General features: G+C 46.7%; 15 protein-coding genes and 1 rRNA gene. 2 read left to right on the top strand and 14 right to left on the bottom strand.

Annotated features, from left to right (window positions below; translation table 11 throughout):
* The 13 genes from AB4Y93_RS18695 to AB4Y93_RS18635 all read right to left on the bottom strand — a co-directional run.
* A 16S ribosomal RNA gene (locus AB4Y93_RS18695) occupies window positions 1–144 on the bottom strand; the annotation flags it as partial.
* Window positions 145–535: 391 nt separating this feature from the next.
* Entirely contained in the window at window positions 536–1,210 is a 675-nt protein-coding gene (locus tag AB4Y93_RS18690; RefSeq protein ID WP_441894364.1) for a DNA alkylation repair protein, read from the bottom strand.
* Between the two features lie 64 nt (window positions 1,211–1,274).
* The gene (locus AB4Y93_RS18685; RefSeq protein WP_441894363.1) at window positions 1,275–1,490 is read right to left on the bottom strand and encodes a hypothetical protein; all 216 of its coding nucleotides are present in this window, start codon (window positions 1,488–1,490) and stop codon (window positions 1,275–1,277) included.
* 1 nt (window position 1,491) lies between these two features.
* On the bottom strand, window positions 1,492–2,724 hold the full coding sequence (locus AB4Y93_RS18680; protein ID WP_441894362.1) for a Ger(x)C family spore germination protein: 1,233 nt from the start codon (window positions 2,722–2,724) through the stop codon (window positions 1,492–1,494).
* Window positions 2,705–3,829: a GerAB/ArcD/ProY family transporter gene (locus AB4Y93_RS18675; RefSeq protein ID WP_441894361.1), complete on the bottom strand. Its 1,125-nt coding sequence runs from the start codon at window positions 3,827–3,829 to the stop codon at window positions 2,705–2,707. Before AB4Y93_RS18675 ends, AB4Y93_RS18680 begins: the two co-directional genes overlap by 20 nt.
* Entirely contained in the window at window positions 3,826–5,391 is a 1,566-nt protein-coding gene (locus tag AB4Y93_RS18670; protein ID WP_441894360.1) for a spore germination protein, read from the bottom strand. The genes AB4Y93_RS18675 and AB4Y93_RS18670 overlap by 4 nt, the downstream gene beginning before the upstream one ends.
* Before the next feature lie 431 nt (window positions 5,392–5,822).
* Window positions 5,823–6,818, bottom strand: coding sequence for a formylglycine-generating enzyme family protein (locus tag AB4Y93_RS18665; RefSeq protein WP_441894359.1), 996 nt, complete (start codon window positions 6,816–6,818; stop codon window positions 5,823–5,825).
* A gap of 17 nt (window positions 6,819–6,835) precedes the next feature.
* Window positions 6,836–8,302, bottom strand: coding sequence for a sulfatase (locus tag AB4Y93_RS18660; protein ID WP_441894358.1), 1,467 nt, complete (start codon window positions 8,300–8,302; stop codon window positions 6,836–6,838).
* 157 nt (window positions 8,303–8,459) lie between these two features.
* A complete protein-coding gene (locus tag AB4Y93_RS18655) occupies window positions 8,460–10,202 on the bottom strand; it encodes an extracellular solute-binding protein (protein ID WP_441894357.1) in 1,743 nt (580 codons plus the stop codon).
* Window positions 10,203–10,413: 211 nt separating this feature from the next.
* Window positions 10,414–11,103 (bottom strand): beta-glucanase, encoded by a 690-nt coding sequence (gene bglS / locus AB4Y93_RS18650; protein ID WP_441894374.1) that lies wholly within the window; start codon window positions 11,101–11,103, stop codon window positions 10,414–10,416.
* Window positions 11,104–11,218: 115 nt separating this feature from the next.
* Window positions 11,219–15,526, bottom strand: coding sequence for a carbohydrate binding domain-containing protein (locus tag AB4Y93_RS18645; protein ID WP_441894356.1), 4,308 nt, complete (start codon window positions 15,524–15,526; stop codon window positions 11,219–11,221).
* A gap of 70 nt (window positions 15,527–15,596) precedes the next feature.
* The gene (locus tag AB4Y93_RS18640; RefSeq protein WP_441894355.1) at window positions 15,597–16,475 is read right to left on the bottom strand and encodes a carbohydrate ABC transporter permease; all 879 of its coding nucleotides are present in this window, start codon (window positions 16,473–16,475) and stop codon (window positions 15,597–15,599) included.
* Window positions 16,476–16,488: 13 nt separating this feature from the next.
* Window positions 16,489–17,373: an ABC transporter permease gene (locus tag AB4Y93_RS18635; RefSeq protein ID WP_167278948.1), complete on the bottom strand. Its 885-nt coding sequence runs from the start codon at window positions 17,371–17,373 to the stop codon at window positions 16,489–16,491.
* A gap of 220 nt (window positions 17,374–17,593) precedes the next feature.
* Here AB4Y93_RS18635 and AB4Y93_RS18630 point away from each other — a divergent pair, with 220 nt between their 5' ends.
* Together AB4Y93_RS18630 and AB4Y93_RS18625 are read left to right on the top strand one after the other, a co-directional pair.
* Complete coding sequence (locus tag AB4Y93_RS18630) at window positions 17,594–19,306, top strand: sensor histidine kinase (RefSeq protein WP_441894354.1); 1,713 nt, start codon at window positions 17,594–17,596, stop codon at window positions 19,304–19,306.
* A gap of 27 nt (window positions 19,307–19,333) precedes the next feature.
* On the top strand, window positions 19,334–20,959 hold the full coding sequence (locus AB4Y93_RS18625; RefSeq protein ID WP_441894353.1) for a response regulator transcription factor: 1,626 nt from the start codon (window positions 19,334–19,336) through the stop codon (window positions 20,957–20,959).
* 711 nt (window positions 20,960–21,670) lie between these two features.
* Here the strand turns inward: AB4Y93_RS18625 and AB4Y93_RS18620 are convergent.
* Window positions 21,671–21,985: a hypothetical protein gene (locus tag AB4Y93_RS18620; RefSeq protein ID WP_441894352.1), complete on the bottom strand. Its 315-nt coding sequence runs from the start codon at window positions 21,983–21,985 to the stop codon at window positions 21,671–21,673.
* Window positions 21,986–22,026 lie beyond the last annotated feature (41 nt).

Genomic DNA, 22,026 nt, shown 5'->3' with positions numbered 1-22,026 from the left:
TATCCCAGTCTTATGGGCAGGTTACCCACGTGTTACTCACCCGTCCGCCGCTAATCTTTCCCCGAAGGAAAAGATCCGCTCGACTTGCATGTATTAGGCACGCCGCCAGCGTTCGTCCTGAGCCAGGATCAAACTCTCCATGAAATGGTGTTTGACTTGCTCAAACTTTTATACCGCATTGGAAAACAAGTTTTCCAATCGGCGTTTTGATCAACCTCTAATCGCGGTCSCTCATCACTGAGTTACTTCGATAGAGATCAATACATCGCTTTTTCCGTTATTTCTAACGGGGCAGTTTTGCTCGTTGTTCAGTTTTCAAAGAACAATTTATTCAACAACGCTGCATATCTTATCACGTTATCGAATTCAGTGTCAAGCTTTATTTTCATCGATTTCAATCTCTATCAATCAATGATGTTCAGCTTTTCGTCCGAACCGTGTATCTCTCTCGGCCGGAATTAGAATATACCATAGGCGTCTATCCCATTGCAAGCCTTTTTCAAAAAAACTTTTCACTCCTTCTCTCGCCAGTAGTCTACTCTTTTCCTATATGCTTCAAAGCTTCTCTTACACTAAGAGAGGATATGGGAGTTTCATTAACAAACCGTCGAACCACATCTGGCTCTGTCTTCGCGTATTCCCTAAGCGCCCAGCCAATTGCTTTACGGATAAAGAACTCTGACTCTTCCTTTTGCAGGTCGATATAATGAAAGAGTCGATCGGTATCTGTACTTCCTTTATACTTCAGCTGATAGAGGATAGCCGTCCGTCGCAGCCACATATTTTCTGAATGTATCCAGCGATCCGGATAATCGGCAAGCAGCTCCGGGTACTTCGATAAATGGAATCCAATAAGCTGCCCAGCAATGATATCTACCGTATCCCACCAAGACTTTGTGACAACCAGTCGCTCTAATACCTCAATATGTGATCTTTCTGCTTGCTTGCGGTGCTTGTCCAGTAAGACCATCGCCGTATATTGATACTCCCGCTCCGGCAGCTGCCATAGCTCACTTACCGTTTGTAGCAGCAGTTCGCCTTTGGGCAGACCATGCTCTTTCCAGAACTCCCGCGTTAACTGTTTACGCTCCGGCGTCTTAAGCCCGAGGAATGGAAATTGATTACGCATATAAGCTTCCATGCTGCGGGCATTTTCCGGATTTGCATGCTTCCCCAGCCATTCTGCTAATTGCCTAGTATGAGTCGACAAATGCTCACCCCTCTCCATAACTTACAATAAAGTATAGTTTGAAGAGTATGCCATCTGCAAACGGTCATGCCATGTCTTCGTACTGTTCATTAGAGGAGCCCGGAGGCAGCATGGATCCTTCCAATTGATTATCCGGATGATCTTGCTTCCATGGTGGATCATGCTTCCGCATCCTATCCGATACCCAGTAGAAACACATAGGGATGACCACACATAGGATGGAACTAGACAAAATACTGACTGACGTCAATAGGCCAATCATTTTTCTCAAGAAATCCATTCTAATCCTCCGTCAAATTAATATTACCGCTGCTCCGAACACTAACCTTCACATCCATTTGTACCGGTCGAGTCGAGAAGAGTTTGCCCTCCTCCTCCCACTGGGACTCATGCTCTTGAAACCATCTGTAATGTTTGTGAAATAAATATTCACGAAGCCCCATGACATCACAGTTGTATTCATGCTGCAGTTTATTGGTGGTTATCGTCATCAATTTGACTATCTCCCCCTGTATAGCGGCCTCCATTTTATTAATGGCAGGTTCCTTCAATGTATCCGGTGCATGAAATACTTCATCGACCGCCCCTTCCACACGAATATGAAAAGTAAACGAAGGCATATTGTCGGGGCCAAACTTACATTCCAGCCTCTTACTCATCCGTTCAATGCTAAATACGCCAAGCCGGTCTTCAAAGGTGAATTTAATTTGACCGCCTCTTACATTCCCTTCCATAAAGTTAAGCCCGGCAGTTTCCATCGGATTTAAAAAACCAATCAGTTGATTCGAGGATCCATTAAAGACAGCTGCTTCCGTTACTGTTAAAAAATTTCGGTTACCATTCTGGACACCCTGGATGGCAAAGCTTTTATGCTTCAGCAAAAACTCATGCACATCGCCGATACGGGATTCGGGTAAAATCCTCGTGCTTTCCTTCGTATTATCTGAGAGCTCTTCCAAATAAGCAGACGGCAGCCTCTGATCAGGTGGATGCGTATTCAAAATATTAACCGCCTTATCCCTTGTTACCATTACTCTAGTAGAACGTCTCATCTGGCTTTCGCGCAGGAAGAAATCAATGGTCTCCGCGAATTTTTTAGGTTTTCGAGCAATACTCTCTGAAATGATAATCACTTTTAAATGCTCAAAGAAAGGAGCGCGGCTTAAACGCTGGGAGAGCTTTGCCATAGAAGTCGCCATTGTATTCTCTTCCACCGCCATATTGAAATAGGCCTTGCCGCCTGTACCATCCCCACCTCCCTTATTGGTGCTTAGGCCAGCTGGCATGATAATCTGATAAACAACCTTGAACATCTGATTCGAGCCGGTTTGATTATTGTTTTTCTGATTATCCTCATCCCCTTTCCCTTCTTCCTTCTTATCCTGCTCATCTATTCCTACTCCAACAACAAAGCCACGCTGATCTATCTCAACTCGGTCCCAACAGCCTGTCATAAAAGCACAAACCGCCAATAGCAAGGGCAGCATTCGTCTTCTAGGCGCTGCTCTTGTCATTAACCTTCTCCTCCTTTTTCTTCTTACCGCCAAACATAAGAAGAGAGATAGGCAATAAAATGCCGGAAAGCATGGCCATATAGCTGATCATCGTCCCGAGAGTGGAGAACTCCGCCATATCTCCCGGAGCCATACAAACTAAATAAGAGACAGGGGCAATGATTAGCAGCCGATATCTCTTACTTAATTTTTTGAACAAAAAGGACATGCATTCATTGGCCAAATCAAATCCCATTGCCGCTGTGTTAAATACCGTCATGATCCAAATGACAAAAAATAAGGATTCAAACCGTTCGAAGAAGTTGCCCGGAAATTGAATTTCTTTGGCAAGCTCAATGGTTGGATAGACGATATTCATGGCACCAATATTGGAGAATATACCAACCACTAGCTGATAGATAACCAGGTAGATGACAACGGACACCGTAATGCCTGACAGGACTGATGTGGTAGCTTTTTCAGGACGTTCCATAAAAACAATGTAGTACAAAATGATCTCAAACCCGAGAAGGGAATAGATAACCTCCCTCATTCCCTGCATGATGCCAATAGGCGGCGTAATGAAAAACGGCTGCAGGTTTGTAAATTCAAACCATCTGTAACCAAAGCAGACGACAGTGATGACCATTAATAGGACAGATGGCAAAAACAAGACATTCAGCCGAAGCAGCCCTGATCTGCTGCCAGAGACTCCATAAACCACAACCAGAATAAATGCTAGCGAAATATACTCAACTGGCGTCCGATCAAATAAATATTGCTTCGATATATTGGCGATCGCTCTTGTCTCATATGAACAGAAGCCTAAAAAATAGCTGAACTGGAGAGCGGCGATGATATATGTTACCGGTTTGCCAACCAGGGTTACTGAATAATCAAGGAAAGTCTTATTCCCTGCACGAATGGCCACCTTGGAAACGAGCACACCAGCAAGAAGCGCAACACAACCCGCAAGTAAAATACTCATCCAGCCGTCGAAAGACCTCGTATAGGTCGCAACCGCACGGGGAAGTGTCAGAATGCCAACGCCAATTAGCATGGAAGCTATGGTCATGCTCATCTCCAGGGATGATAATGGTTTTTCGCCAAAGCTATTGATTCTCATTGTGACCTCTTTCCTTTGCTGCCCTTACTCAGTCTCTTACTATCCATAGGTTCTAATATTTCTGGTCTATGAGATAACCGGATAACGGGCAGCCGATAAATGAGATCCCGCCAATCCGAAAGTCTGAGCGGTGCAAGTGGGGCTGTATACGGAATACCAAAGCTCCTCAAATTCACAAGGTGAATGCAATTAATAATCAGGGCAAGCACGATTCCGTACAATCCAAATACACTTGCCGCGATCATAATCAGGAACCTCATCAATCGAATGGAAATTGCAAACCCATAGGATGGAATAGCAAAGGACGCGATGGCTGTAACAGCTACAATAACGACCATGACCGGACTTACGATTCCCGCGGTTACTGCAGCTTCCCCAATAACAAGACCACCTACAACACCAATGGTCTGTCCGATTGATTTGGGCAGCCGTACCCCCGCTTCACGCAGCAGTTCCAAAGTCGCTTCCATAAGAAAGGTTTCCACGACAGCCGGGAAGGGAACGCCTTCTCTTGTACCCGCTACGGAAAAAGCAAGCTTGGACGGCAGCATCCCGTGATGATACTCTAATAAAGCGATGTACAGGCCTGGCAGAAATAACGCAACAAACACAGCAAAGACACGCAAGATTCGAAGGACACTCGCTAAGATCCAGTTCTGATAGTAATCCTCAGGAGATTGAATAAAAGAAGAAATCGTAACCGGCAGAATTAATTGAAACGGCGTACCGTCAACAAGCACCGCCACCCGTCCTTGCAACAGAGCACCAGCCACCTTGTCGGGACGTTCCGTATTCATGATTTGTGGATATGGTGACCAATAATGATCCTGTATCCACTGCTCAATAAACCCTGAGCCTTCGGCGTCATCCATATCAATGGTGCTGATTCTTCGTTTCACCTCATTCACAAGCAATGGATTCACAATGCCGTCAATATAAGCAACGACTATATCTTTGCGTGACCTGCGTCCAATGCAAAAGGAATCAAACCGAAGATGCGGGTCTCTGATCCGCCTTCTAACCAGTGTTGTATTCGTCCGAATATCTTCCGTAAAGCCATCCCTTGGCCCCCGGATAATGGATTCGGTCTGAGGCTCTTCAATCGCTCGGCTTTTCCAGCCTTTGCTCCCGATCAGAATGACTTCTTCCATCTCTTCTATAAACAAGGCTGCATCACCGGATAAAATGGTCAGCACAATATCATCCCAATCGGCTGAATTTCTCATATCCTGCAAAGCTAACCTTTCGGTTTCTGTTGCATGTGTAAACATGCTATTACTGTGTTCGTCATCCATCTGCCCGGTCTTCTCTCTATGCTCAGTACGAACAAAAGAACTCCCGCCGGAAAGCATGAGTTGGCTAATGACCTGATTCTGGATAACCTGCTTGTCTACCAATCCTTCTATACAAACAACCGCAGCTTTTTCACCTTCAGCCGTTAGAAAGGTGCGTATTAATAAGTCGCTTGGCGCACCAAGCAATTGCTTGATATAGGCCATATTGTCTCTGACGGATGCAGATGGTATAGATGGCTGCTCTAATGGTTGTCCGTTATGCTCCATATATATCCCCCTTCTCGTTCATACGAGACAGACTGCTCCTCTATGTGTATCTTAAGGTTTCCCTCAGAAGGAAATTTTATGAAGGAAAATAAAAAACCACCTCTTCAGGTGGTCATAAAGTTTGTTACTCAAATAATGCTAATGCTTACTGAACTCTGCGATAAAGTTATGGAGAATGGCGGAGACGGGCAGAGACTTGTGGAATAAGACCCATCAGGGTCTTATCAGGTATTCGAGTTGCAGAATCTGTTGTAATAAGTCCCTCGTAGGGTCTTAATAATGTAGGAACGGCGCCTAAAACGACGGAAACAGAGGGCGAGACGCAAAATAAGACCCTGAAAGGGTCTTGTATGAGCAGCTAATTTTGTGTGATAAGACCCTACGAGGGTCTTATCGGGTTTTAGAGTAGTGCAGCTAATTTAGAAATTGGTTTATTGTGGCGCTGACAGCACCGTTCGGAATCCCGCATTGCCTGTGGAGCTGTCGGGGGTGTTTTTATTACGTGCCGCTACACGGTATCGGTTGCAGTAAGAGCTGTGGCATAGATAGGAACCACCTCGCATCACTCTTCCTTCCCCGCCGCGCGGACCTTGCGGATTGTCATTCTCGCCGCTTTGGTAATAAGCTGGGCTGAACCAGTCCGAGCACCATTCCCATACATTGCCCGCCATATTATAGAGGCCATAACCGTTTGGCTGGAAGCTCCGCACAGGAGCGGTGCCGAGGTAGCCGTCGCTGGCATGATTTTTGACCGGGAACTTGCCCTGCCAAATGTTGCAGTGATGCTCTCCGCCTTGCTTCAGCTCGTCCCCCCAAGGATAACGCTTCTGGACAAGACCGCCTCTGCCGGCGTATTCCCATTCGGCTTCCGTAGGAAGTCGTCGGCCTGCCCACTTGCAATAGGCCATCGCATCATTCCAGGATACATGAACAACCGGATGATCCTCCCGGCCTTCGATACCAGAATCCGGTCCCTCCGGATGATTCCAATCGGCTCCTTCAATAGGGAACCACCATGGAGCTGACTGGGGTGTCATGGTCACTTTTGTCGCCTCAGCTTCCGATACGAAAGAGTGAAACACATATGACCAGCCGAACTGCTGGGCTTCTGTCACGTAACCAGTTGCCGCGATGAACCGTCCGAATTGTTCATTCGTTACAGCACATTCATCCATATAAAAATCCGAGACCGTAACCGCATGGATCGGTCCTTCACCATCAGCAGGGAAGCCTTCCTTATCGTTAGTCCCCATAAGAAAGGTTCCTCCTGGAATGAGGACCATTCCTGTCGTATCCTCATTTGAAGGCTTAGCTTTCACCACTTGAACGCCTGCTTTTAGCTTAAGGTTCTTAGGCGCAATTACAATAGACGAACGCTGCGTTGAACAACAAGATTTCAATGGATTGTCTTGCGAATCTTCTGCCATATTGTATTCCTCCCTGCCTAAGCTAAGCCTAGTCTGACATACTGTTCCTCGGGTGCTCCGGCTTGCTTCATTCCATTAATAAGCAGCTCGATCATTCTAGCCTCTGCCGTTTCATCATGCAGCGGATGTTCCTGGGCTCCATCATTCGAAAGATCATAAAGACGTGTCTCCATAACGAACTGATTCCGTGCATACTTCAAGCCTTCCGTACTTTCCGGAATCTTGAAGACTGGATAAGACGTATAGGGCAGGAATCGTCCTGCTTCGATCTGTTCAGGGGCGATACGTCCTAGATAAGAGCGGAACGTCGTTGGCATGGCCGTGTACGTATAACACGGATAATTATCCGGCGAGACCGGCGCGCGCATGTAAGTATAACGACCGTCCGTTACGTTCACGCACATCCCGTGATAACCGTATAAAGCAGCCTCCCGAATATGCTCCTGCGTTCCTTCTATTAATAGAAGAAGCGAAGCTCCTTGCACCGTTTCCGGAATTTCTACGCCCATATAATCAAGAATAGTTGGCATGAGGTCAATATTTTGTGTAAGCGCCTTGATCCGTGTCCCCGCTCCCTGACCTTCAGGAAGCCTGATCATAAGCGGAATATTAGCCAGCTCATTGTAAACATGCATCACGTTTTTGCCCGTCTGCTCATGCTCGCCGAGCAGTAAGCCATGGTCAGTCGTGAAGATAATCATCGTATCATCCAAAATATCCAGCCGTTCCATCGTATCAAACAACTTGCCAAGCCACACGTCAATCATAGTAATGGTCGCGGCGTAACGCTTCTGAATATGGGCAAGGGCATCGGGTGGTACATCAACCGTGCCATACTTCGGCCAGCTATAAGCCGGACCTTGATAGTTATCTTGATACATCTCCAAATAATAATCAGGTGTATCAAAAGGCTCATGCGGATCAAACGCTTCAACGGTTAGAAAATAACGGTCTTCGCGTCCATTCCTCTCCAGCCAATCACATGCCGCTTGAATCGTCCGTGGTCCCGGATAGTCTTCCTCCCGGATGAACTGCGTCCGATTCTTGTCACATTGCTCCCTCACTTGCCCGAAATACTCAGCCCGCTTCTGCAGATCTGCGACAGAAGACAACCAAGGATCATCCTCCTGCCCCCGGTGGAAATCCCACGTCGAGAAAGACTGACAGTAATTCTCCCCACCTGTCGCAAAGTAATGATAATGATCGGTGACGATGTGACTGAAGACGCCCGCTCCCCGAAGGGCAGCCGGCAAGGTTTGGTCAAACGGCTCGATGCCGCCCCAACCTTTTTCTAGAAAAGCAGCACGCCCGGTCATCATATCTCTGCGAGCCGGCATACATGGTAATGAGCCAGACCAGTGTTGGTCGAATACAACAGACTGCTCAGCCAGCCGATCAATGTTCGGTGTTATAACGCCTTCTCCGCCATAAGCGGATAGAGCACGTCTATTCAAAGTGTCGAGCATAATCATAATGGTTCTCATTTGAGCACCTCTAATTCCCCAAATAGTGATTACTTATTAAATAACCCCTACTATAGCAAACTCTTAAAGGAGTGAATAGTAGGAAAGGATTTGCCTTATTAAAAAAGTGACCGCCTCTCCAAATGGGAGAAGCGATCACTCGTTTGCCTAACCTTTATTATTTTGCACCAGCACTAACGGATTTGTACCAGTCATTCACTTCTTGCGTAATTTTGTCGCCGCCGGAAGATTTCCACTTCTCTACGAATTTATCGAAGGAATCAACAGGAGCTTTACCGTAGATGATTTGGGAGAATGTATCTTTCTCCATCTTCGTCAAGATATCATTGCTCGTTTGCATCGTTTCTGTTGGAGCACCTGTGAACATTTGCGGCATAACCGCATCCTTCTGTTCCAGAACAATCTTAGCTGCTTCGAGGAGTGGCTGAGTCGCGCTTAATTTGTTCTTCTTCTCGAATGGTGTAGTTGCCTCTTCGCCATTCGCCAGCTTCGCGAGCACTTGCATATTCAGGCTTGGAATACGTGCTCCGTCAAATGTGAGCGTATACTTCTCTGGAGCAAAACCTCCAGTGCTTGCAGCATCTTTTTTCACCTGACCGTCTACCATTACCCAGTCATAACCTTCTGCCATACCATTCTCGAACTCGCCGCCAGCTGGAGGATTCGCGAGTTGGTCGAACAGGTAGTTCTGATATTCGAAGAACGCTTCTGGATGTTCCATCTCTGCATTAATCAACACAACACCGTTGGAGTTTGTTGTACCATGGCGTCCCACTTTGCCGTCTGGTCCAGCAGGCAGCGCGTAAGCTTTGTATTGTGCGTCTTTATTGTTTTTCTTCACATCTTCAAGCGGCCATGCCGGCATCCAGTGAGGACCAACAACGATACCTGCTTTGCCTGCTGTGAAATCTTCCGACGCTTTCGTCTCGTCGTACAAGCCCGCTTCTGTCGGCAGGTAGCCTTTGCTCATCCAGCTTTGAAGCGTTGCGAGTGCTTGCTTCGAGCCTGCGGATACGGAACCGTATTCGAGCGTGCCATCCGCTGCTTTATTCCATTGGTTTGGCTGCGTGCCATACATGCCGAAGATCCAGCCAGCATCAGACATCCACGTGTTTAGCCAGTTTTTGAAGCCGATCGCGAGACCGTACGTATCTTTCTTACCGTTGCCATCTGGATCCTGATTGGTGAAGGCATCCATCACTTTTTCGAGATCAGCCAGGGTCTTAGGAGCTGGAAGCCCAAGCTTCTGCATCCAGTCCTCGCGAATCCACATAACCGGGTCGCCGTTGTAAGCGTAATCGAGAATTGGAATACCAACTCGCTTGCCATCCTCCATGTACGGATACCATACAGTTGGATCTTCGTTCATGGCATCTTTCCAAGTTTGGCTGGCATATTTGTCGAACAGTTCACCAGCATCTACGAAACGTCCGGAATCGATCAGCTCTCTTACGAGGGTGAAGTCGCCACGGTAGGAGATGATATCCGGCATTTTCTCATTTGTTGCAAGAGACAAGCGAAGTTTCGTTTCAAAAGCATTGTTCGTCGAAGGAGCAATCCATTGGTTCTTCAGCTTGATTCCGAATTTATCCAGTGCCCACTTCGTATGTACGTTATTGTCTGCATCTTCACCATCTTTGAATGTTACATCCGGGCCCCATGGGCGCAGGTAGCTGATCGTGATTGGTGGATCATATTTCTTGAGCTCGTTTGTTCCATTGTCTTCAGCGGCGTTATTAGCAGGCGCATCGCTGGCAGTGGCATTTGCATTTGTACTTGCATTGGCATTGTCCGGTGCATTGTTATTGTTGCCGCACGCACTAGTGATCGCTGTTAGAGACATAACTCCCGCGAGCACCATCGTAGGCAGCAACTTTCTTTTATTTTCTTTCAACTGCATTTCCCCCAGTGCAATGTAGTAGTTTACAAAACCTATATTAAGGAGTTGGACTACCTCGTTCTATACTAAGATTGCAACATCAATTGCACTTCCTTAGGATGTTAAAAATTGAATATATATCTTTAAAATTTTACTGTACGAGGCCACTAACTACTAGCCGGGAATTATTTGCACAGAAACGGTGCAGGAACCTCCTGCACCGTTTCTGACTTTAATTGCTTGTATATTTCATCCAATCATATTCGGCATAGAGCGGATTGGCGCCATTATAGGCACCGAGCCAGCTGTCTACACCTGTGCCGTTCCAGATGTTCATCATGATTTTGCCTGGATTGGTCGGGATCGTTGAAGTAGCCGTATGCTTGAGGACACCGTCAACATACCACTTGATAGAGCCTGCCTGCCAATTAAAAGCATAAGTATGGAAGCCTTGTGACGCATCGAAGCCTAGATCTACGACTTTCTCATGACCGCCTACGCCATTGGTAAAGTAATTAAACTGTACCTTGGTTGTGTCTTTACCGAGGAACTCAATATCAATCTCATCCCATGGCGTGCCATCAGACGGGCCGGTGTAGGTGAAGAAAGAAGATACGATGCCTGTGTTCTTAGCCGGTTTCATGCTGACCTCATAGAGACCATAACCATACTTGTAAACGGAACGGTATTCCGCACAATCAAATACGTTGTAGGCAGAGCTTGTTAAGCCCAGCTTCAAATGGCCATCGCTCGTAAAGCTCACATTGTTCGCACGCCAGGTACAATTGAACATACCGCCGTTGGAGTAGCCATCAGCCTTTTGCCAGGTTGCAGGATTATAGTACGTCAAAGGTTCCCAAAACTCAGTAGCTCCGTACGAACTTGAAACGAATAACATCGATACAATTGCCGAACCAGCCATAACGAGTGATGCTTTCTTTTTCATACAACACCTCCAAATGTGATAGGACACTGTAAATCCGCCAGCCTTCCCCTATCCCTCCTCCAAGCGTGCATTTTCGATCTATAAAATGGTGTTAATTCGGCCCCAAATTGACCAGATTAACATCCGAGATCGTAATGGTCGTATCACCGGCATTGCCGCCCGCAATATTGCCCATATCGAAGGAAATACGAGAAGGATCATAGCTGCCATCTGTCACATCAAAGGTAAAGGTGAAGGTCTGTTCCTCTGTCGTCAGATCGACCTGTTGGCCAAAGTAACCATGCCAAGCATAACCAGCCGGAACATCTACCCAGCCGATGCCAATCCCTAATTTTCTAACGGTGCTGGCCTTCGCTTTAAAAGTAAACTGATACTTAGAGCCTTGCTGAATCGCGAAGCCCTCCTGGATCACTTGCCGATCCCAAGCGTTATCGCCTATCGAGCCGATGGATGCCTCGAGTTTGTTATTATTTGCGGCGATAGCCAGTTGGCCTGAAGCTGCCGTATAGGAGAACCAGCCCTCTGTACCGTTTGTAAAGCCACCATTTTGCAGCAAATTGACGTTAAGAGGCTGTCCTCCTGTCTCTGCCGAGCCATTCACTTCATACAGCAAAATGTGATCGATCGTAACCGAATTTGCGCCCTCGCTAGCTGTCGGATTGCCTAATCCAAACACAAGGACAGAAGCCGGATCGGAATCACTATCCATTGTAAAATCGTAAGTAAAATGAGCTTGGTCTGCTGCTAATGCAGCTGTCTGCTCCAGGTACTTGGCGAATTCGCCGCTGCTCTGCGAGACAACAACCTGTATATTCTTCGAGCTCGACGCAGACGCATCAAACTCCAGTCTGTAAGATTTGCCCTTCACGATGTTCACATTGCTCTGCTGCAGCGTATAATCCCACCAGTTCTGACTTGTTCCCGGCAGCTCTGCTACTAACTCGCCTTCACTCGATCTGCTCATAGAAGCAGGCTCACCAGGAGTAAGGTTCCAACTGCTCAGATCTGTATCAAAATCACCATTCAACACAATATTAGGCGACATATCTACCCAAAGAGTGTTGTAATCGTATCCCTCGAAATCGAGGTAATAGCTGTTACCGGCTTCCAATTCTACTGGGTCCAAGTATATCGTCTTATACTTCTGCCATCCCTCTGTGCTGCCAAGATCATAAGTCGTCTGCGCAATAAGGTCACCTGTCTCGTCTTTGACGTTCAAACGGACTTGCGAATCCTCCTGACCACTCGCTACTCTCGCTGAAATCGCATATTCACCAGAACGTTCTACGCTAATCTTGTATCTCAGTGTATCTCCCTCGTCCATATAGCCAACGTTTTTGCCGCCCTCACTGGCGTTCTCAAGCTGCAAGCCCTGCATCTCCCAAGCACCAGCAGCAGGAATATGCGTATAACCCGATACTGAGATAGGCGCGCCACGCCTCACCAAGCGGACATTATCTACAACTACTTTACCGCTCTCGCCGCCAAATAACAGCTTAAGCTCCGCTTCAGCCTCATCTGCGCCGTCTCCAATCACAACCTCTGTCGAGTAGGTTTGCATCGTTGTTCCAAGCGAAATCTCACTACCACTTGGAAACAAAACAGGGTGGCTGCTGGCCACATCAAGATTCATCTTACGAGCCGTGTCAGACTTTGCATCAAAATAAATCGCGTATTCGCTGTTTTTCTCCAGCACCAATCCCGGTTGAGAGATTGTTACAGCATCCGCTTCTGCTCCTCCATCCGCAACATCAACAACCAATTGCCGCTCCATAACCGGGAACGCAAGGAAATTGTTCACGCTGAACTCAGCTGATGCATCTTCGGCAACCGATGTTGTCCAGAAGGCCAGTCGATTCGAGCCTTGATCAAACGTACCGTTGTAGATCAGATTGCCATCCGGTAGCGTTGTCCGTTCCACCGGCACTTCCGGCTGCGGCGAGGCATCTCCGATTTCTACAAGCTTCACATTTGCGAAATAGGCACTTGTTGCTGCATCTTTGCCAAGATTAAATTCAAATCTAGCATTATTATCAGTGCTTTCTAACATATCAAAGGTATATTCATAGGACTGCCACTCTGTCGTCAGATGGCTCTGCTTTTCCCCGGAGTATAATTTCCAGTTTTTCTCAAATTGATTCACCTTCGACATGATGTTCAGTTCCGCATCCGCTTTGGCATCATAGGTTACTTTATATTTCTTGCCCTTTTGCAAGTAGACCGGCATTTGGGTCAGTTGTACCGAATAGCCCTGTGTACCAGCATTCGTGATTGATACTTTGGCCGCTTTCCCTTTTGCCTCATCATCCACAACAGACACTTGACCACTTCCGCCTTCGTTCAGGAGGAACTGCCAGTATGGCGGAACTCCGTTCGCATCCGTTACTTGGGTAAACTTCTCATTGTAGAGCAAATTACCATCCGCTTGTGCCGCTCGTTTTGGTTCAGGAGCAGGAGGATTACCCGTTACATCTTCCCAGCTGTCCAGGTTCTTATATTCATACACCCGTACAAAATCCACGTTCATCTGATCCGTTGTAAAATCTCCATTTGGCGCTCCCGGCCAGTCTCCGCCTACAGCCAAATTTAGAATCATGTAGAAGGGTCTATCAAATGGTGCAGGATACGTATAGTATTCCGGCTGTCCAGGCCCTTTGGTCTTCCAATCTCTTACTTCATGATAAAGCTGACCATCGACATAGAAACGGATAACGCCTGGCAGCCATTCTAATTGAAAATCATGATAGTCGTCGGCAAAGGTCGCACCGTTCTGCAGCACATAGCTGCTCTGATCGGAGCCATGTGAACCATCCGGTTGAACACTGTCATAGTGAAGCGTACCAAAGACCTTATTTTTGTTTGCTCCGCCAATTAGCTCCATCATGTCAATCTCACCGGAAGCCGGCCATCCGCCGTAATGAGCCTCATCGGTTGGCAGCATCCATATTGCAGGCCACATTCCCTGCTGAGCAGGAAGCTTGGCGCGAACGACCATTTTGCCATAAGTCCAATCGCCCTTTTCTTTCGTTATCAGCTTCGCAGACGTATAGCTGCTTCCCTGATACTCTTCTTTCTTAGCCTTAATGCTCAGGACACTACGGTCTCCATCCTTTTCAATAACAGCATTATTTGGCCTGTAATATTCCAGTTCATTGTTATAGACAACACCCGTGTCCACGACCGTCCATTTGGTCGTATCGATAGCCGGTTTATTAAATTCATCATTCCAGACCAGCTGCCAGTCCTTATCTGGAATCGTCGTTGAGGGTACCGGTGTCTCTCCTGAAGCTACCGGCGGGTTTGTAGTGGTTGGCGGATTTGTTGTACCGGAAGTACCAGCTCCTAATGAAGTCTCCGTTCCCGTAGAAATTGGCTTATCATTCACCGTAACACCATCTGACTGAACCTGGAGGGATTTCACTTCACTATCTTCAGACCACTCGAAATCTGTTGGTGTTTGAATTCTTACCTGCTCTGCATAAGTACCATTCTGAAAAACAACTCGCACGGGACTTCCAGGTTTGTTAATGGAAACGTCATTCAGCTGGGCACCATTAAAGACAACCGAATGGCTTCCCCCTCCCTTAATAACGGTCTTGCCTGTAACCGTAACACCTTCCAGCGTAACGTCGCCTTCCTTGATTCCTTCGGCGAGAAGCAGACTGCCATGCACCGCTGTATTCTTGACCGTAACATCGGTTGCGCGGATGATCAGATTGCCTTCTAATTTGGAAGCATCATAGACGACTGGCTTGGTGATCAAATCACCAATCATGCCGGACAAGAGAACAGCAGATTCAGCACGTGTAATTGGCGACTTTGGCTGTAGCTTACCGTTGAAGCCTTTCATAACTTTCTCACCCGTCAAATAGGAAAGCGCTTTCTTAGCATAGCTGGAAACAGCCTTATTATCCTTAAACTGCTTAAGTTCGGCATCGGATTCGCTGTCTGTTGAGAGCTCAAACGCCCGATCGATCATAACTGCAGCATCTTCTCTCGTAATCTGTGCATTTGGTGCAAAATGATCCTTATCCATCCCATTCACAACGCCTGAACCGCTTGCTCTTGTAACCGCATCATAATACCAGGCATCCGCTGCTACATCATGATAGGCTGCTGATTCCTTACCGGCAAAACCAAATACACGATCCAGCATCGTAATAAATTCAGCTCTGCTGATCGACAAGCCGGGTTTAAAGACCCCCGTGTCGTAACCGCTTACAATACCAAGTGAAGCCATACGGTCTACAGCAGCTTTTGCCCAGTGTCCTTCCAGATCCTGAAACGGTTTCACTTGAGCTGGCTCTGCAGCATACGTACTATCCACTCCGATAACTGGGCTGGCAAAGGAAGCCAGCAGACTGCAAATGACCATTCGAGACATCCATTTTTTAACCATAGTACCCTCCTAAAATTTTTATCATAGATGAGGCCGCTTGCGCGGCCCCTTCTTACAACAGTTGTTATAGCTATTCTTTTACCGCGCCAATGACCATCCCTTTAACAAAGAAGCGCTGCAGGAATGGATACACGAGTAGAATCGGAAGTGCGCCAATAAAGATCTGAGCAGCACGAACGGTACGATTCGAGATGTTCTCCAATTGTTTCGCATCCACATTAATCTTACTGAAGTCCTGCTGCACGATGATCGTCTGAAGCAGCGAAGCCAGTGGATAATCCTTGATATCCCGCATGTAAATCATCCCGTCAAACCAGGAATTCCATTGATAAACCATCGTGAACAGCGACAATGTCGCAATGGAAGGCATCGACAAAGGAATGAACACCAGAACAAGCGTTTTGAGCTGACCCGCACCGTCCAGATGTGCTGCTTCTTCAAGCTCTTTAGGCAAGCCGCGGAAGAAGTTCAGCATCAGAATGATATTATAGACCGACACCGCACCAGGCAGAATAAGTGCCCAAATGGAATCCATAAGTCCAATCTTTTGAATCAGAATGTAGCTTGGGATAAGTCCTCCGCTGAACAAGATCGTAAAGACAAAGATCCAGATATACATCGTACGTCCTTTGAAGTTCTGGTCATCCTTCGACAGGGGGTAAGCAGTCAGTAATACAATGAGCATGCCAATCACCGTAGACAATACGGTCCGCTCAACCGATATCCACAAGGAGTTAAGGAAATTGGAATTGCCGAACGTCTTCGCATAAGCATCTGTCGTAAACCCCATTGGCCAGAAGCCTACGAGATTCGCATTGGCAGGTGCCATGCTGCTGAGCGATACGGCAAGGATATGAATAATAGGCAGAATACATAAGAGAGAAAGAAGGCCAAGAAACACATAGTTGCCGATATTAAAAAGCCTGTAGCCTAACGTTTTGTAATACAAAAGAAGAACCCCCTTAGAAGACGCGATAGTTCGCAAATTTATAGGCTAATCGGTACGAAGTGGCAATGAGCACAATTCCGACAACGGATTTGAACAGGCCAACCGTCGTTGCAAAGCTCATTTTCCCATTCAAAATCCCAAGCCGATAAACGAAGGTATCGATAATATCTCCCTTCTCATACACGAGAGGGTTGTACAGGTTGAAGACCTGATCAAAGCCTGCATTTAGAATATTGCCAATCGATAACGTTCCAAGCACAATGGCAATTGGCATCAGCGCCGGCATTGTAATGTGAATGGTCTGTCTCAGCCTAGTCGCACCGTCTACCTCTGCCGCTTCATAAAGTGCTGGATTAATCCCCGCTAAAGCAGCAAGGAAAACAATCGTTCCGAATCCAAATTCCTTCCAGACATCACTGATTATCAGAGTGAATCGGAACCAGTTATTATCCCCGAGGAAGAAGATTGGTTTCATACCAAGTGCCGTCACTAGCTTATTAACGAGCCCTCCGTCTGGAGACAGAATATCGAGCAAGATACCCCCGAGAATAACCCACGACATAAAATGCGGTAAGTAGACCAGCGTTTGCGTAACCCGCTTGAATGCCATCATCCTAATCTCATTGAGCAGAATGGCGAATAGGAACGGAACAACTAGTCCTGCAGCCATCTTGAAGAAGGCGATAACGAGCGTATTCCAGATCACCTGATCAATATCCGGGTATTTGAACAGGAAGCGGAAATTGTCTAGTCCTACCCATTCGGAACCGGTTAACCCTTTCCACGGTTTAAAATCTTGGAAGGCAATAACAATCCCGGCCATCGGGACGTATTGAAAAATAATGACAAGCAAAAGCGCCGGCAAGAGCATCAAGTGAAGCGGCCAATTCCGTTTCATGTTCCATTTGTTTTTGGAAACACGGCGTTTATTTTGTTGCGTTGTTGATGGTATAGCTGTGTCTTTCACCGCGGCATCCCCCATGTTCTGACAAAATATTTTACTTTGCTAGGTCGTCCTGACCTTGTAATATAACGATTATAGCAACGCCCATTTCCGATCTATATCCTAATATTGCAACAACGATATTGATATTTTAACTATCTTAGGGGGCCTCTCTTTGCTGCTGCGCTTTAATGTTTTCACCAAAATCACACTTCTGGTCCTGCTCTTGCTCATCCCGGTTCTATCCCTTTACACCTACTCCAACCGGGAAAGTGTACGCGTGATCGAGAACGAAATCCAAAGCGGCACAACCAATCGTTTGTCCTCCTTTGCTGCCCAGGTCGAGTCCAATATTTATCAATTATCACTCTATGGCGTATCGATTGGACAAGACTCCAGTATCCAGGATTTCCAGCGTCCTGACTTCAAAGGGCAGCCTTATGAGCGAGTGAAGCTGAGTGTTGCTATTCTGGAAAAAATGAATCTATACAATGCCGCCAGCAAATGGCATTCCACAATCACTCTATACTTCCCACGCACCGGAGACGCTCTGTCGACGGAATATTACAATACGATCTCTTATCAAGAGGATGCTTTTACCAAACCGTTTCTTAAATCATGGGAGTATATGGGAGACAGCTTTGTCTGGTACGCAACCGAGCCAACGACAGCGATGTCCAATCCCCGTCGTGCTCGATTGATTACAAAGATCAACTTCCCAATCAATCACATAAAGACCATGCTGGACGAGAACAAAGTGAACAACAGCGGTGATCCTTTCCTGTTCAATGCCACACAAGGCACCATCCGGAACAAATCCGCTAACGAACCAAAGATCGCCCTTTTATCGCAAAAGTTGAAATCATCCAGTCTTGGCAACAAAGGAGGATTCCGTACAAAGCTGGATAACACCGAATATTACGTCTCGTATATCAAGTCTAATAGTCTAGATTGGTATTACGTCGATTATGTTCCGATGCAGCAAATTCTAAGTCCCATCACAAACAGCCGGAATTTATTTTATACCTCGATTGCGGTCCTGCTCGTCATGAGTATTGCGGTTATATTCGTCATCTACCGTAGTGTCCAGATGCCACTTTTGCAGCTAGTAAGGGGGACAAAACGTCTGTCATCTGGTGACTTCTCGGTCCGTTTGCGCCACTCCGGCAACAGTGAATTCAGCCTATTGCTTGGGAGATTCAACATTATGGCTCAGCGAATTCAAGAGCTGATTGAGAATGTATACGAGGAGAAGCTTCGCAGGCGCGAGGCGACCTTAAAGCATCTTCAATCTCAGATCAACCCGCATTTTCTATACAACTGTTTGTTCTATATCAAGAACATGGCCCGGATGAAAAATGAAAAAGCCGTGGTTGCCATGGCGCTGAATTTAGGGGAATATTTCCGCTACATTACGAGGTCGGAGAACGATGTCGCTACGATTCGCGAAGAGGTCAGTATGGTCACCAATTACCTTGAAATTCAGTCTCTCCGTCTTGAGAGGATGCGATTTACGATTGAGGTGCCCGATGATATATTGGACAAGACGATTTCCCGACTAACCTTGCAGCCGATTGTTGAGAATGCCATTGTCCACGGTCTTGAGCCGCAGGTAGAGAATGGGGAAATCATCATTAGAGGTTTTCATGAAAATGATGGCGTTTACAGAATTACCGTAGAAGACAGCGGAGTTGGCATGTCGGGCGCGGAAATCAATGAGCTGCAACTCAGCCTTACCAAGCCGCTTGATGATAAAATGGGCTGCGGAACATGGAATGTGCATCAGAGACTGATTTATTTATTTGGCGAAGATGCTGGGCTCTCCTATTCCCGTTCGGAATTAGGCGGAGTCAAGACGACTATTTCTTGGAATGACACTAGATCTTAAATGATATAAAAAAGTAGGTGAATCAGCATGTTACAGCTCTTATTGGTAGATGATGAACGGTCCGTTGTAGAGACACTGGCGGAGACGATTCCTTGGGAAGAATGTGGAATTACCGTTGTCCATGAAGCCTTATCCGGCCCAATGGCCCTTCAAATGATGGAGAATCATGCCGTCGATATTGTCATCACAGATATCCGAATGCCGGGAATGTCGGGGATTGAGCTGATTACGCAGATCAACGGCAAATGGCCGCATGTAAAAACGATTCTGCTCACCGGCTACGCCGATTTTGATTATGCCAAACAAGCGATTGCCCAGAATACCTTTGATTACCTTCTCAAGCCGGTAAGTGATGAGGATCTCCTGGAGTCTGTGCAACGTGTCGTTAATCAGATCAAAGAAAAATGGGAAGAGGTAGCTTCCTACCAAAAGACGCTTTATACCTTAAACGAGAATTTGCCGCTACTTCGTGCTAACACGCTGAATGAGCTGCTTAGAGGCAGCTCGCAAGCTGCAGTGGCCGACAAGCTGAAGCTGCTTGGCCTGCCTTTTGCTGATGGGGATAACATAGGTATGATGCTTATTCGGATGGAAGAGCGTTTTGCAGAAATGCCCGGACAAGATGCGGCGCTTATGGAATATGCCATCTGCAATATTACAAGTGAAATGATGCAAAATGATTATTATATCTGGCATACACGGGATGCCCACGATTATATTGTGCTGCTGGTCAAACCAAGGGATTTGTCTATTGCGGAAGCGGATGCCAAGAGTCTGCTTGAACGTTATGCCGCACAGATTCAAACGAATGTTCAGAACTATCTTAAGGGAGCCATCTCCATACTGGTAGGAGGCTGGGGGCAGTTCCCTAGTCAGGCTAAAGAGATCTACGAGCAAGCTGTTACCACTATGCGCAGGAAGATGGGACATGGAAAAGGACTATTCGTCACTACACAAGAGGCCGTGCAGACTAGCCCGATTAATACGATCTGGTCTTTATACGAGCCTCCTACCCTGATCAGTCTTCTGGATGCCGGAAGGTTTGATGACATCGAGGCTAAAATCAGACATATCTTCAGGGATATGCTGGAGGCGGGTAATGAGCAGGATGTATCCGAGCAGTTGATTGAGGCCTATCACGTGCTGGCGGGGGCTTTTTCGTATATCATCCACAAAAATGGCAAGCTGTTGTCAACGGTTCTGTCTCCTGAAGCCTTGAAGTTCTTCCATTCTCCTGCTTATACTACTGCGGCGCAATTGATGGAATGGTCGATTCGTATTTTGCAGGGGATCCGGGAAGATGCGGAGCAAGAGCTGAAGGATAATCATAGCTCCATCGTTCGTTCGGTGCGGTCCTTCATCGATATTCATCTGGCGAAGGATGTGTCCTTGCCAGCTATTGCTGATCATGTTCATCTTCACCCTGTGTACCTGTCGAAGATCTATAAAGCCGAGACAGGCGAACCGCTGACGGAATATGTGTATCGGCTGCGTATGGAAAAGGCGGCTTTCCTGCTGCGTACGACACCGGGTAAAGTGTTCGAGATCGCTGAGATTGTTGGCTATAATAACACGGCTTATTTCATCCGCGTGTTTAAGAAGTTTTTTGATGTGACTCCCCAAGAGTATCGGGACGATGCTCAGCAGCGATGAAACGAAGCTAATTCTGTCGGGTAAAACATGGTACTGCGCAAGTAAATGTTCTTCCGATCGCTGTTGTTTTCAAAGTTTTTCGAATTTAATTGTCTAAGGTTAAACTTTGAAAACAAAGGCGAACGCTACGCTTCTCCAGCACATTTACTTGCTCCGTCCCATCGTTACCCTACAAAAAAACCTTGTTTCATCGTCTTAGGTGAAACAGGAAAAGACATCGCGCGGGTCTTTTTTTATTTACCCGCTCCTCTTTGGCTCGCAGCATTATGCTGGTCGCTCGTTCAACCGCTGTAGTACGGTTTTTCCGCCTTATTTGGCTCGGCGCGCCTCGCTGCTCGCTTGTTTGTCCGCTGTAGTACGGTTTTTCCCTCTTAATTGGCTCAGCGCACCCTTGCTGCTTCACCGATCGATCGCTGTAGTACGGAATTTCCGTCTTATTTGGCTCGCAGCACCCTGCTGTTCGCTCGTTTAACCGCTGTAGTACGGCTTTTGCGATTTATTTGGATTGGCGTGCTCACATGAAAAAAAAGACCCTCAAGGGGTCTTTTCTTTTTGCGGTTCATCGAGCTGTGATGAACCTTTTTAAATTGTTCGAAACGGAGCAAGTAAAGGTTCTGAGGAAGCCTTTGTTTCCGGATTCGGACCACTAGTCCGATTGTTCAGAGAATCCGGAAACAACAGCTAGGAAGAACCTTTACTTGCGAAGTGCTTTTAGTCTGTTTCTTCTTCGCTTTTTGGACGGAACCGGTCGATAATGTCGATTACGTACTTGACTATAAGCGATAGTCCACCTATGAAGTACAATGTGATTAGCGTCCATTCCGTCGGGTCCAAAGCTACAATCGATATGAGGAAATATAGCGGATATACGTAGAATAGAATGTCCTTCAGATAAGGAAGAAATGATGTCTGCTTGAAGCTTCCTTCCCAGAACGACTTGGAAAAGGCAATTACGAAATCAATAATCATGAATCCGAATATGCCCCACAACGTGTACTTAATCCAGTCGACAAGTGTAAATGTCACTTCATCATCACCACCTTACTACACCATATGCGATGAAAGGT

This window comes from Paenibacillus sp. YAF4_2 (assembly GCF_052113225.1).
Lineage (GTDB): Bacteria > Bacillota > Bacilli > Paenibacillales > Paenibacillaceae > Pristimantibacillus.
The sequence above is the reverse complement of the archived record's forward strand: the minus strand, read 5'-3'. Positions and strand labels throughout refer to the sequence as shown.

Bases quoted from the DNA above. Each gene is read 5' to 3' on its own strand.
- AB4Y93_RS18685 (WP_441894363.1), bottom strand. From the start codon at position 1,490: ATGGATTTCTTGAGAAAAATGATTGGCCTATTGACGTCAGTCAGTATT.
- AB4Y93_RS18680 (WP_441894362.1), bottom strand. From the start codon at position 2,724: ATGACAAGAGCAGCGCCTAGAAGACGAATGCTGCCCTTGCTATTGGCG.
- AB4Y93_RS18675 (WP_441894361.1), bottom strand. From the start codon at position 3,829: ATGAGAATCAATAGCTTTGGCGAAAAACCATTATCATCCCTGGAGATG.
- AB4Y93_RS18670 (WP_441894360.1), bottom strand. From the start codon at position 5,391: ATGGAGCATAACGGACAACCATTAGAGCAGCCATCTATACCATCTGCA.
- AB4Y93_RS18665 (WP_441894359.1), bottom strand. From the start codon at position 6,818: ATGGCAGAAGATTCGCAAGACAATCCATTGAAATCTTGTTGTTCAACG.
- AB4Y93_RS18660 (WP_441894358.1), bottom strand. From the start codon at position 8,302: ATGAGAACCATTATGATTATGCTCGACACTTTGAATAGACGTGCTCTA.
- AB4Y93_RS18655 (WP_441894357.1), bottom strand. From the start codon at position 10,202: ATGCAGTTGAAAGAAAATAAAAGAAAGTTGCTGCCTACGATGGTGCTC.
- bglS (WP_441894374.1), bottom strand. From the start codon at position 11,103: ATGGCTGGTTCGGCAATTGTATCGATGTTATTCGTTTCAAGTTCGTAC.
- AB4Y93_RS18645 (WP_441894356.1), bottom strand. From the start codon at position 15,526: ATGGTTAAAAAATGGATGTCTCGAATGGTCATTTGCAGTCTGCTGGCT.
- AB4Y93_RS18635 (WP_167278948.1), bottom strand. From the start codon at position 17,373: ATGAAACGGAATTGGCCGCTTCACTTGATGCTCTTGCCGGCGCTTTTG.
- AB4Y93_RS18625 (WP_441894353.1), top strand. From the start codon at position 19,334: ATGTTACAGCTCTTATTGGTAGATGATGAACGGTCCGTTGTAGAGACA.